Annotated in this window: 9 protein-coding genes; 3 read left to right on the top strand and 6 right to left on the bottom strand. The window is 38.7% G+C overall.

The genetic code is table 11. The features are described from left to right. The first annotated feature begins 113 nt into the window (after window positions 1–113). On the top strand, window positions 114–1,754 hold the full coding sequence (locus tag EYS08_RS05305) for a TldD/PmbA family protein (RefSeq protein WP_131028881.1): 1,641 nt from the start codon (window positions 114–116) through the stop codon (window positions 1,752–1,754). Between the two features lie 211 nt (window positions 1,755–1,965). Here EYS08_RS05305 and EYS08_RS05300 read toward each other — a convergent pair whose 3' ends face one another. The 3 genes from EYS08_RS05300 to EYS08_RS05290 all read right to left on the bottom strand — a co-directional run bounded on the left by EYS08_RS05300 (window position 1,966) and on the right by EYS08_RS05290 (window position 5,895). After that, on the bottom strand, window positions 1,966–3,291 hold the full coding sequence (locus tag EYS08_RS05300) for an amidohydrolase (protein WP_131028879.1): 1,326 nt from the start codon (window positions 3,289–3,291) through the stop codon (window positions 1,966–1,968). Between the two features lie 134 nt (window positions 3,292–3,425). Then, on the bottom strand, window positions 3,426–4,268 hold the full coding sequence (locus EYS08_RS05295; RefSeq protein WP_131028877.1) for an AraC family transcriptional regulator: 843 nt from the start codon (window positions 4,266–4,268) through the stop codon (window positions 3,426–3,428). A gap of 271 nt (window positions 4,269–4,539) precedes the next feature. Next, window positions 4,540–5,895 carry an alkaline phosphatase family protein gene (locus tag EYS08_RS05290; RefSeq protein WP_131028875.1) on the bottom strand — a complete coding sequence of 452 codons (1,356 nt, stop codon included), beginning with the start codon at window positions 5,893–5,895 and terminating at the stop codon, window positions 4,540–4,542. Between the two features lie 534 nt (window positions 5,896–6,429). Between EYS08_RS05290 and EYS08_RS05285 the strand changes: the two genes are divergently transcribed. Beyond that, window positions 6,430–7,320, top strand: coding sequence for a winged helix family transcriptional regulator (locus tag EYS08_RS05285; RefSeq protein ID WP_131028873.1), 891 nt, complete (start codon window positions 6,430–6,432; stop codon window positions 7,318–7,320). A 555-nt stretch (window positions 7,321–7,875) separates the two neighbouring features. Here the strand turns inward: EYS08_RS05285 and EYS08_RS05280 are convergent. After that, a complete protein-coding gene (locus EYS08_RS05280; RefSeq protein ID WP_131028871.1) occupies window positions 7,876–9,060 on the bottom strand; it encodes an FAD-dependent monooxygenase in 1,185 nt (394 codons plus the stop codon). Beyond that, window positions 9,053–9,550 carry a transposase gene (locus EYS08_RS05275; RefSeq protein ID WP_131028869.1) on the bottom strand — a complete coding sequence of 166 codons (498 nt, stop codon included), beginning with the start codon at window positions 9,548–9,550 and terminating at the stop codon, window positions 9,053–9,055. The genes EYS08_RS05280 and EYS08_RS05275 overlap by 8 nt, the downstream gene beginning before the upstream one ends. A 291-nt stretch (window positions 9,551–9,841) precedes the next feature. Between EYS08_RS05275 and EYS08_RS05270 the strand changes: the two genes are divergently transcribed. Next, window positions 9,842–10,816, top strand: a complete 975-nt coding sequence (locus EYS08_RS05270; RefSeq protein WP_131028868.1) for a helix-turn-helix domain-containing protein — start codon at window positions 9,842–9,844, stop codon at window positions 10,814–10,816. Between the two features lie 149 nt (window positions 10,817–10,965). Here EYS08_RS05270 and EYS08_RS05265 read toward each other — a convergent pair whose 3' ends face one another. After that, window positions 10,966–13,437, bottom strand: coding sequence for a glycoside hydrolase family 95 protein (locus EYS08_RS05265; RefSeq protein WP_131028867.1), 2,472 nt, complete (start codon window positions 13,435–13,437; stop codon window positions 10,966–10,968). Between the last annotated feature and the right edge of the window lie 60 nt (window positions 13,438–13,497).

Below are 13,497 nucleotides of genomic sequence, written 5' to 3'. Positions count from 1 at the left end.
CACGAAGCAATCTTAATGCGCACACTAATAGATCGTTGTAAGATTGCTTCGTCGTTTCTCCTCGCAATGACGATCGTACTAAAAATGATAACTTTTTATTAAAAACATTAAAATTGAGAAGAAGAGATTTTTTATACATGACAGGCGTTGGCCTCGGCACCAGCATGATGCCCAATATACCTGCCTTTGGCAAAATTATTTCTGTTGAAGAATCTTTAACGCCTGTTGATATTGCCCTAAAGAAGAAAATGGCTGATGTTGCCCTCAATGCTGCAAAAAACAAAGGTGCAACTTATGCCGATGTACGTATAGGACGGTATTTAAATCAGGTAGTGGCTACTAGAGAAACCAGGGTAGAAAACATCTCCAATTCAGAATCTTATGGTTTGGGCGTGCGTGTGATTGCCAACGGAAGTTGGGGTTTTGCAGCAACCAACAACATGGACAATGCCAGCATCGCCAAAGCTGCAGAAGCTGCTGTAGCCATTGCCAAAGGAAATTCTAAACTCATGGAAGAACCTGTTCAATTGGCAGCGCAAAAAGGATATGGGGAGGTGAGCTGGAAAACACCAATCGAAATCAATGCCTTTGAGGTACCCATTGCCGATAAAGTTGATCTGCTTTTAAAGGTAAATAGTGAGGCCATGAAAGGCGGTGCAAAATACATCAGCTCCAATCTGTTTATGATCAATGAACAGAAATATTTCGCTTCAACCGATGGTTCTTATATCGATCAGGATATCCATAGGATATGGCCAACCTTTACCCTAACTAAAACGGATGCGGCCAGTGGCAAGTTCGAAACCAGAAATGCCTTAAGCGCGCCAATGGGTATGGGTTTTGAATACCTTAAACCAAAAGACGAAGAAAAAATTAAAGGTGGCCCTGTTACGATGTACAAAAAACGTTACGATATTTTGGAAGACGTACGCGAAGCAGCTGTACATGTTGATGAAAAACTAAAAGCCAAACCCATTGCCCCTGGCAAATACGACCTGGTTTTAGATCCTTCTCACCTATTCCTAACCATCCACGAGTCTGTTGGTCACCCGACAGAGTTAGACCGTGTTTTAGGTTATGAGGCGAATTATGCAGGAACGAGTTTCTTAACGCTGGATAAATGGGAAAGCAAAAAATTCAACTTTGGAAGTAAAGAGGTAAACATCATTGGTGATAAACTAGAAGTGGGTTCATTAGGCGCTGTGGGTTATGATGACGAAGGCGTAAAATGTGGCCAATGGGATATTATTAAAGATGGGATTTTGGTGAATTACCAGACAATAAGAGATCAGGCGCATATTTTAGGTTTGAAAGAATCGCAGGGCTGTTGTTATGCCGATAGCTGGGATAGTATTCAGTTCCAAAGAATGCCAAATGTTTCATTAGCCCCTGGAAATGCTGCTTTAAGCGCTGCAGATATGATTAAAAATGTAGAGAAAGGCATTTACATGTTTGGCCGTAACTCTTATTCTATTGATCAACAACGTTATAACTTCCAGTTTAGCGCACAGCTGGCCTATGAAATTAAGGATGGCAAAATTGTAGGTATGTTTAAAGATGCTGCCTACCAAGCCAATACACAAGAATTTTGGAATTCGTGCGTACAACGTTGCGATAAAAGCGACTACAGGCTAGGCGGGACATTTTCTGACGGCAAAGGTCAACCCGGACAGGTAAGTGCAGTTTCGCACGGAAGTGCCACTACCCGTTTTAATGGGGTTAATGTGATTAATACGGGAAGGAAATTAGGGTAATAATATTTCGGTCGGTGAGATACCAACCGATAGGATCAATACAAAAGAAAATTAGGCTTATGCCATTCTTTATGCCTATTTAACAGCAAAGGACAACTCTTAATGGATTTGTCCTTTGCTGTTTCTATTGCAGAACCCTTGGCTCCCTCCATAACAATAATTGTTGTACATGTTTTTAGTTTTCAAAAGCGATTTAAATAAAACTACTAGATCAGAAAACTAAATTACCATTATGAATTAAGCTTTTAATGGGCGAAACTCTAGATACAGCCTCTGCAGAGCAACTGGCATCAACCAGCACCAGATTGGCTTTATCGCCTGCGTTAGGCCATAGTCTTTTTCCATTGTCATCTAAGGGAAGGATATTACCTGTAGCCAGTTTCAATATCCTTGAAAGTTCAAATTCTGTACGATAGCCATAAATTTGAGCAGCTATATTGGCCTTTTGCAAAATGCTTCCTGTGCCAAAAGTATTCCAATGGTCAACAATACAATCATTACCTGCTACTACTTCTACACCATACTTGTACAGTGCAGGGATGGGCATTGGATTACCAGAAAGTGGAATGGTTGAAGCTATTCCCATTTTTGCAGCACCAAGTTTTTCAGCAATTTCTTCGGTTTTTGTTTTATCGAGATACCTCAATGCAAAAGCATGGCTCACATAGGTTTTTCCTTTCAGCGCTGGGTTTTCCATTACTTTATCAATCAGGTATTCGATTGTTTTCAAACCAGATTCGCCTGATTCATGAAGGTGGATATCAATCCCCTTTCCATGGTCTAACGCCAGCTGCACTACAAAATCCATGTGTTTCTCAATACCGCCATCAATAGAAGTTGGATCAAGGCCACCAATAAAGTCAATATCCATTTTCGCTGCTTCCTTCAGCAGTTCTGCAGATTTAGTATAATATATGCCATGCTGGGGGAAAGCCACCAGCTCTGCCTGAAAAGATTTCTTTTTATGCAATAATGCGGTTTCTAAATGCTTCAGCGAATCTAGTCCTGAAGTAGGATCGATATTTACATGCGACCTTGCATAACTTGTTCCGTAAGATTGAAGTAACTCAATTAATTTTTCACTACGTGGTATAGAAGTTTTTAAAAGCTCCGGGATTATCTGCTGCTCGAAAGCAATCATATCTTTTACAGATCTGTTCTTCTTCAAATGCGCCTGCCACGGCAATCCATAATAGGTTTTATCCAGATGGATGTGCATATCCCTGAAAGCCGGGAGCATTAATAATCCCTTTGCATCGATTGCTTTTGCATTAGGGTTATTAGGAAGAACATTCTTCACCTTACCGTCTTCAATCTCAATAATGAAAAGCTCGGTTTTTGTTTTGATTACCTCATCTTCGTCATATTCGAATCCCGTTTCGAGCCTAACATTTTTTAAGATCAACGTTTGTCCTGAGAAACGGTCTACATTTTCATCTGCAATGGTCCGTTCTGCTGACAGTAAACAGGTACTTGCAAGCAAAATAGATGAGCTTTTAATAAAGTCTTTTCTCGAGATCGAATTTGGGTTTATCATAACAGGATTCTTTGTTACAAAAATAACGTTCTGTTATATTTATGAATAGTAGGATTTATATTAAAAATTGTATCATTTATAACTATCTGTACCTATTTATCGAATTTACAGCCTATATCTTGCTCAATTCATAACTATTCGCGAAATGCACGTGGGGTAATTCGGGTTTGTTTTTTAAAGAATTTAGAGAAATAAGCGACATCATAAAACCCAAGATCGAAAGCAATCGCTTTAATTGGCCTTTCGGTAGTTAATAAAATCCGTTTTGCTTCGAGGATTAAACGTTCATGAATGAGTGCAGTGGCTGATACATGAAAATGTTTTTTGCAGAGCATGTTCAGATAGTTTGCCGAAATACTTAACTGATCGGCATAAAATCCAACAAGTTTTTCCTTCTTATAATGCATATCGATCAGCGAGCGGTATTTAAAAAGCATCGGTTTGGTTTGGTAAACCGTTTGGTTATTGAACAATGTTTCTGCCTCTTCACTAACCATCAGCGCAATAAGCCTGATCCTGGCATTGATAATTTCCCAAAGTATGGCAGGCTTTGCGAGCTCGGAACTGATGCGCTGAAATTCGTACAGGATTTTTCCGTAAGCTTCGGCACTTAAGTTTATTACCGGATAATTTTGGTATAAGATTAATGAAAAACGTAAAGAATAGGCCAGCGTTTCGAATATGCTCCTACTAATCATAAGTTGATGGGCATGGGTTTCTTCGCCGAGTTCCCATTTATGGATCTGCTCTGGAAACAATAAGTGCAACTGACCTCCGTCAACTTGGTGATCTAAAAAATCGATGGTATGTATGCCGCTACCCTCCGCAAAAAGCATAAAAAGGAAAAAATCATGCTTATGTGGTTTTTCGATATGCCTTTTCCCTAGTATTTCATGATATAGCAAGTTATTTCCCGAATCTTGCTCAGGCCAAAACTCACTAATATCAAGCGTAGGAAAATTTGCAATCGCATCCATTGGGGAAAATTACCATTTAGGATGTAAAATGGGAAATGTATGATGGAATAAAATAGAATGAGGTGCTACCTGTACCGATCTAAAAGAAAAATCGTCATTGCGAGGTACGAAGATAACCGAACGGAGTGAGCTCATGAATGCCTTTAAAAGCAACTGCAAAAATGAATAATCTTAAAGCGCAAGCTGGTAGCGATCGTTGTAAGATTGCTTCCTTGGCTGAAAAAGCCTCCTCGCAATGACGAATAATTATGATATAGACAGATAAAGTGTATTATTTTTTTACCGGAGCAATTAAACCAGGATATAAAACACCGTCTGTTTTAAGGTTCAGATTTAACAATTTTGCAATTAATGGCGCTATATCTTCTTGTCCGATTATAGGCAATACAGTACCCATTTTAATACCTTTACCAAAAACAACAAAACCTGTTTGTATTTCTTTGAAATCGGTAGGCAAATAACCATGTGTACCACCGCTTACTGGAGCAAGCATCTCACCTTCGGCAGAAGCACCAAAACTAAAACCTTGATTGGCGGCTAAAGCCATAAAAGCATTAGGATCACCTTGTGCTTTGCTTATTGCATCTTTATCCAGTACATGGAACATCCTTTGGATCCCATCAGGAAGCTGTGTTAATGCCTGTCTGATTTTCCCTAAAGATGCTTTGTCTTTAGGGTCTTTGAGGTGTAAAAATGAAGAACCTCCACTTTGCTGAAAATAGGCTTTCCAGGCTTCTTTGTTTTCACCATTGTACAACCCTAACCTGGCGAGCATCACATTAGGCTTAAACTGTGTATGAATATCAACAAAACCGTGATCACCTGTGATGATAAATGTGGTGTTCTTACTAATACCCGCAGCCTCTGCCGCATCCATAATGGTTTTAACGGCCACATCTGCACCAACAATGGCCGACCTTACTTTATCGCCATCTCGACCTTCCTCATGCTCAAAATGATCTAGGAGAGCAATGTGCAAGGCTAAAAAAGCGGGTTTGTAACGTTTCAGGATATAGGCAGCCATTCTTGACTTGTTTTGGTCGCTAGTGTAGAAATCAATAGAAGCTCCATACTCGCCAAACTTACCAATAGCATTATCCTGAATTTCCTGAAAAAGTTCTTTTGGATTGGACTCCTGCGACATGGCTTTGATTTCATCTTTTTTCTCCCCTTTATCCTTTGGAAGGATTACATACTCAGGCAGATTATAATCGATTGGTGCACCAACAGTTACCGGCCAGCTTACACCTGCGGTAGTTAAACCTGCATCTTTAGCAGCAGTCCATATTGTAGGTACTTTAATGTCTTTATAATACCAGAACCATTTACCTGAGATACCTAAAGGCTCAACAGGTGTGTTGTAATAAATACCATGTTTTGCTGGCAATACACCACTCACTATTGTGGTATGGGACGGATAGGTAACCGTAGGAAAACTACCGCGTACTCCTTCGGCATATGAGCCGCCTTTCATCCCCTGGCGCACATTAACCATGCCCCATTGTGGATCGAGATAAAATTCGGGACGTAAACCATCTATACTGATCAATACTACATGGTTTTCTTGAGCAGATAAATGCCCTGCCGAAAGCCAGAATAATGCAATTAAGGATACTATTTTCTTCATAAAATTATTTTTACGCGAAGGTATTTGCGTAAGATGCCGTTAAGGTTGTATAGATATTAAGAAAATGTTAATGTTAGAAACGTTACAGACGGGGATTTGAGAAGAATCAACACAAAAAAAGATGTATCATCAATCAAAATTCACAAACAGAATTTAATTTTGATATACTTCTTTACAGCGTAACAAGGCAATAAAAAAGGCAATTTCGATTTGAAAACTGCCTTTTTTAGCTATTTATTTTTTTGCTACAATCTTTATATTGAATTCAATAGAATCCGACATGGTTTGATCAGCTAAAAGATCATAGAACTTGCCTGATTTATACCTGAGGCTCCATTTTGTTCGATCAATGACCAGCTTGCCAATTGCTTTAACAGTTCCGTTCTTAACTTATATTTTGACTGGGAAAGTACAGGGTGGGTGATCCCTAATATCCTATTAAAATTGATTCATCGAAATTACTTTGATATCTTTCCGTCTGAAGAATCAGGATTGCAAATAAAAATGTAAACTTTGTAAATTAAAACTTGACAAATGGATTTTATTCGAAATCTCTTCTATGGGAAGCACAAATACCTGTTCGGTTTAGTATTACTCTCGTTTATTTCTGTAATCTGCGTAGCTTTCAGTATGACGGGCAGTGACGACTTTGATATTTCCAGAAGGGAAGTTTTGCTCCGCCGGATCGGGCACGAACTACTCCTCCAGTCGGGCGACAGTATATCGAGGGTTCTTCCCATAAAAAAGATCGCTGAAAATGAATACCAGATCACGTTTGAGAAAGATCTAGCTTTTCAAGCCGATTCCCTGGTAAATACGACTCAGCGTTTATTGGCAAAAGACCCGTTCGCAAGTGATTATATTGTTAACGTACTAAACTGTGGCAATGCCAGTGTAGCTTATGGATACGCGATATCAAAAAACAAAAAAAATGATATTGTAACATGCATAGGAAGAAAGCAGCCCAAAGCATGTTATATGATCAACATCAAATTCAAACCGACAGGTATAAATTCCGCAAAGAAGGGATATCTTTTTGGCAGCTTGTCATTTTTAGCATTTGTTGGGTTTATTTTTTTTAGATCTGTTAAGCCACGAAGAGCCTTGTCTAACGATCAGCATACTAATATGTTCACTTTAGGCTCAGTGTTGTTCGATGCGAAAAATCGTAAGCTCATCATCAATGAAAAGATGACAGACTTAACCGGGACTGAAACACGGTTACTGCTCATCTTCGCGCTGTCTCCAAATGAAACTATAGAGAGAAACCGACTGCAAAAAGAGATATGGGAAGACGAAGGTGTTATCGTGGGCCGAAGTTTGGATATGTTCATATCAAAACTTAGAAAAAAACTGGAGCTCGATCCAAATATCAACATTGTTGTTATAAGGGGTAAAGGATATAAGCTTGAAATTAACGCTTAGGAAGAATCTTCATGATGTGATATTATCAGCATTCAATTTTGCATTTTTAAACTTTATCGGGACTACTAACACGGATCATTATAAAATTATATTTGTCGGAATCGAGCATATAAAATCCTTCTTTTCAGTCTACTTAAGCAATTTTAAACTAAAAGAGACTGTTAGAATTATCATCCTGAGGAATAATTTATTGTATAAAAATCAATATAAATGACATTTAATTATTGGTCTTGTTATATAGTAATTCCCCTCTTTCAGAGGGATGTCCTAAGGACGGGGTATTTTATTAGTCCTAGCCGGACAGGCTTCTTTCTTTTTGGCGTCAAAAAGAAACAAAAAACACCGGCTGAAAATTTTTCTTTCGAAGCTAGTAGGTTGGCTTGGGTAGTGCAGCCCGAAAAATTTGTTAGGCCGGATTTAAGTAGAACGGGGATACGGTGCTATGGCCTAGTTAGACGGAAATACAAAATAGACATAAACAACTCATAAACAATATTTTAACACTAAAACAGAGTCTATACTTTTTAAATTTAGATTCTATCTGATGCTCTTGTACTAACTGTTATTCTTATCTGAATAAGTCCAGCCATAAATCCAATCAAGCTGTTGAATTTGTTTGCCAATAAAGACCCCAATTAAGCGGTCGCGGAACCACGCTGCTATCGGGTTTGTTTTTGTTTTAGTACCGCCCACTTTTCTGGCGCTTTTTATTACTTTTTCTACCCTGGGCTGGCGTTTGGCCTGGAAAATCTGAAATGCAGTTCTATAGTCTTCATGTAATTTTAACAGCTCCGCAATTACAACAGTATCTTCTAATGCCAGTGATGCTCCTTGACCGATATGTGGAGAAATACCATGTGCAGCGTCTCCAATAAGACAGACTCTGCCTTTATACCAATGCGAAAGCTTGGGCACATCATAAATAGGATAGGCAATAATCTCGTGGCTGTTTCTGATTATTTTGGAGAATAAAGGATCATCATTTTTATGAACATTTACTAAATGGTCCTGAATTTCAGTTTTTAATGTTTTCTCTATTTCCTGTGGCTTTGGCTGCTGTTCTCTAAAATAATTATTGAACCACCAGACTTCCCCTTTGTCAGAAACAGAATAGGCAAAAAACCCCCTTTCTCCAAAGGTCATCCGTATTGAATCCAAGGGCTCTGAAAGTTCGGGAATCTTAGCATAACCACCGGTAGAGATGAGCTTTGTGTACTTGATTGCAGAGACTTCCGGAAACAACTGGTTTCTAACCTCGGAAAACATTCCATCACAGCCAATCATAATATCACCAGTCGCCATAGTTCCATCAGTAAAATGCGCTGTTACCTGGTCATTTGTTTCATCATAGCCTATAAATTTCTTATCATATCCTATTTTTATGTCGGCATCAGCTGCTGCTATCCGGGCATATTTATTAAGATTTTCCCGTTTTAACTGCAATGTTTCTACACCGTATTGCTGTTTCTGATAAGCTGTACCCAGTTCTGCTATCTGTTTTCCTTTGGAATTGAAAAATTTTATTGAACCGGGCGTATAGTCATCTTTGAGCATCCTCAAATCAACAAATTCTTTCAATACATTCAAACCATTGGGGGTAAGTCCCAAAAAGGCTCCTTCTTTTGTATTGTCTTCTGATCTCGATTCAAATATTTCAGAATCAAAACCTATTTTTTTTAGTTGTAAAGCCAGTATTGGCCCTGCAACACCTGCACCAATTATTATTGCTTTTTTATTCATTGTTTTTCTCTTTTATTTTTAATCCTGATATCAGTAAAAAGTTTAGCACAAAAAATATCGCCACCCTCACATAATTTAAATTGCGCCATTGTGCTGCTTTTTCTTGCAGGAATATATTAACAGTATTGCTATAGGGCATCCGCTTGAATTCCATGATAGTTGGCGCGAAATACATTAATGTCCATACCCTGACTGCAATATGTCCGACAAGAACCAATACAATCAACCTTCTGCGTTTCTTTATCTTCCAGTTAAAAATTAAAGCTGTAATAAATATTATTTCATGTATCCCATGTACTATTATCCAGAACACTTTAAAATCCAAGCCATAGGGTTTTTGAAAAAAAATTAATGAGGAAGGCGGGGCTGCTGTCCACGCAGGAACCATTAGCGCAGTTTCCCATACCTGAGCGCCGTTCATTATAAAGTAAGCACAGATGGAACAAAATAGCCATTGGGTGGCTTTCGAGTATTGGTGTGTATTTTCCATGTTTAAAAATTATCGTTGCTAAATGTGTTCACCTTCTCCTCTTTATTTATATCACACAGCACAGCATTTCCTGAGTAATAAATAGGCCCATCTCCCAATTGATTAATTTCAATTGCTTTATTGTCATATACTTTTATATTTCCATTTTATCATTTGGGGTAATCATTAGGCTATGGAATTTTTTCTAACTTCGATTTTATATATTCCGTACATACCTTATGATGCAAAATTATCGCACAATCAAAAGATGAGCTTGTAAAAAAAGGAGTTAAACTGATATATTAGGGAGCAATGGGGTTTGAATTAAAAAATGATAAAAAGGCATTTAAAACGGCCTTTGATGAAAATGATTTTAATAATCACGGTTTTAAAGAAGATACCTTTAAAATAAACATCCCTTTTGGGCAATTAACGGCAAAACAATGGCTTTTTGATGGTATCAAGATTCTATATTCCGAAACCGATCTGGATAGACCAACAGAACTGGATTGGAGAGGAGATACAGAATTAGTAACCATGCACTTTAATTTGCAGGGAAGGACTTCAATAAAACATGATGGGATGAGAAATTCTTTTGAGTTGAATGGAAATCAGCATAATTTATTCTATGGCACCAGTGCTGAAGGTAAAATGAAGTTTGATGAGTTGCGGATGAAATCATTTATGATTCAATTTGCGAAGGATTCTTTTTTGAAGATGTCAAAAGATGGAAATGACTCACTTAAGCAGTTTGCGGAGAAAATAGTTTCGGGAACACCTGTAGCTTTTTCAAATTCTAATCTAAATATTGATCTGCCCTTACAAACCTGTATTAATTCAATTTTGAACTGTGATTATACAAATGGGTTAAAGCGGTTATTTCTTCTTTCGAAAACGATTGAACTACTTGTTTTGCAAGCCGAATCGTTTAATAACTTTCAAAACTCAAAATCTGAATACATAAAACATGATTACGACAAAGAACGAATTGTATTTGCCCGTGATTATTTGGTTAAAAATATTGAATCCCCACCAACGCTGGTAGAATTGGCAAAAATAGTGGGGATAAATGAATATAAACTCAAGCGGGGATTTAAAGAAATGTTTAATCAGACAGCTTTTTCTTATTTATCTGACTTACGTTTAGATCTTTCAAAAAATGATCTGCTCGAAGGTAAAAAACAAGCTACCGAAATTGCTTTTGAATTGGGCTACTGTTCATTGCAGCACTTTAGTAGTGCATTCAAGAGAAAGTTTGGTATTCCTCCAAGTCAGGTGAGACGTTAAAGACAAAGAACAACCGGATAAAAATGTTTCAAATAAAATAGGCAGTTAAATTCCAGAAAACGATATGGCAAATGGCCTAATTTAGCCAGTGGTCTATTGCGCTAGTCTTCAAATTAAAAGCTAAGGCCGCACCTATCGCAATTTTTTTGCTATAAAGCGGTAAATTGATACGTTTTATTTTTACTGGTTTTAAACTTAGTCTCGTAGCCTCCGGTATTTTTTTTGGAGCTGGTCTTTGCTCCATTTATCCTTATTGGCAGATCTGTCTGCAAAATACATTCATTCCCATTTATAGATTTTATCGACCCTGCCTGCAACTTCATGTTTTTCCAGGTAATCGCTATTTCAAATCCCCCCCGGGCCTTAAGGCCTTTTATTTCACCTTCATTCCAGGCTTTTGGTAATGCTGGCAATAACTGGATATAGCCGAGGTGACTCTGCATCAGCATTTCAGTCATTCCTGCTGTACCGGCAAAGTTGCCATCAATCTGGAACGGCGGATGTGCATCAAAAAAATTCGGATAGGTACCACCGCCCATAACACTGCCACCAGTAGTTTCCACATAGTTTAACAATTGGCGGATCAGGCTATATGCATGGTCGCCATCCTGTAGTCTTGCCCACCAGTTAATCTTCCAGCCTTTACTCCAGCCGGTCCCATCATCTCCCCGTATTTCAAGGGATTTTCGTGCCGCATTAAAATATTCCGGTGTTAAAGGTGAGATCTCCCTGCCCGGGTATAAACCAAAAAGATGTGAAGCATGCCGGTGATGGATATCCGTTTCGGGGAAATCTTTATACCATTCCTGGATCTGTCCTTTACTTCCGATCTTTAATGGGTAGAGTTTCTTTTGTTTTGAAATCAGTAAATCCCGAAAAGTATTATCTGTACCTATCACATTTGCAGCTTCTATCACGTTTGCAAAAAGATCCCTGATAATTGACATATCCATTGTGGTTGCCACAGATACCGACTGTTGATTTCCGGCCATATCTTTAAACTTATTTTCTGGAGAGGTTGCGGGCGCGGTAACCAGATAACCATCCTTGTCTTCAACCAGCCAGTCAAGTATAAAAAGTGCAGCTCCCTTCATCACCGGATAGGCCTTTTCGACAAGGAATTTCTTATCTCCGGTATATCGGTAATGTTCATACAAATGCTGACAAAGCCAGTTTCCGCCCATTGCCCAGTTCGCCCAAACAGGGTCGCCGGCACCCCTATCTCCTACCGGGTTGCTTAAAGCCCATAAATCCGAATTGTGGTGTGCAACCCAACCGTTTGCGTTGTAAAATTCCTTTGCGGTTGCTTTTCCAGTTTTCGACAAACTTTGTATCCAGTTCAAAAGTGGCATATGCATTTCTGAAAGATTGGTTATTTCTGCAGGCCAGTAATTCATCTGGGTATTGATATTAATCGTGTAATTTGAACTCCATGGCGCCCGGAGCTCCTTGTTCCAGATTCCCTGAAGATTTGCCGGCGGTCCGCCCGGACGGGATGAGGACATTAGCAGGTACCTTCCATATTGAAAATATAGTGTTTCCAAACCTGGATCATAAATTCCCGAAGCATATCGTTTTAACCTTTCATCAGCAGGCAGATTGGCATTAGGATTATTAGCCAGCGTATCCCTAACATGGAAAGATACCCGGTCGAAATATTTTTTAAAATCAGCAACATGTGCATTAAAAATATGTTGATAAGTCTTTTTGGAAGCTTTATCAATCAGATCGGAAACCAGTTTATTTTCATCCTTTCCTTCTTTATCCGGACATTTATCAAAGCCATTATAGCTTGTGGCCACAGCTACATATAACCATACTTCGGTAGCGCCAGATATGAGCAAATGATCGTTTTGCGTATTCACACTTCCATCTTTGCTTATTGCTTTTATCCTGTATTGAAACCGCATTCCGTTGCATCGGCCCGTATCTCCGTAAATAACAGGCTCTACACCTTTAGGATTATAATATGACGGATTTACATTGGTCGGTGCCTTGCCGCTTACAATAAGTTCGTTATTAAACTGCGTGGATAACCGGTAATTAAGCAAACTATTTACAGCTACCGTAAATTTTAGTTTACCAACCTGATTTGCCCTGATTCTGATTACCATTATGTTATCTGGGGCGGAAGTAAAAATCTCCCTCGTATACTCTACACCATTGACAGTGAAGCGCGTAGTAGACAGTCCGTTTTTCAGATTCAGATCCCGGTAGTAGTTATCGGCTTTCGAGCTTCCAAAATCGTGCTCGATCATTATATCGCCCATTGGCAGATAGGACTGTGAATAAAGTCCCTGCATCTTTTTAGACAGTTGGTTTGCTTCTGTATAATTTTCGTTTTTTAATAATGCTTCGCGTAATTTGGGAAGGTAATTTTTAGCTTCTGGGTTTATGTCGTTTTTTACTGGGCCGCCGCTCCACAATGTACTTTCATTAAGCTGTAAAAGTTCTTGTTCTATTCCTCCAAAAACCATGGCGCCTATTCTTCCATTCCCAACAGGTAAAGCCTCTACCCATTTCTCTGCAGGTTTGTTATACCACAATTTTAAACTATTGTTATGCTGAGAAAAACCATAGAGAGAGAAAAAAGATAAAAAACAGGTCAATAAATACTTCATATTGTGATTAAGTTAATGCACAGCCATGATCAGGACTGGCCAGGTCGGTTTCATATGTAT

Source organism: Pedobacter kyonggii, assembly GCF_004310665.1.
Taxonomy (GTDB): Bacteria; Bacteroidota; Bacteroidia; order Sphingobacteriales; family Sphingobacteriaceae; genus Pedobacter; species Pedobacter kyonggii.
The sequence above is the reverse complement of the archived record's forward strand: the minus strand, read 5'-3'. Positions and strand labels throughout refer to the sequence as shown.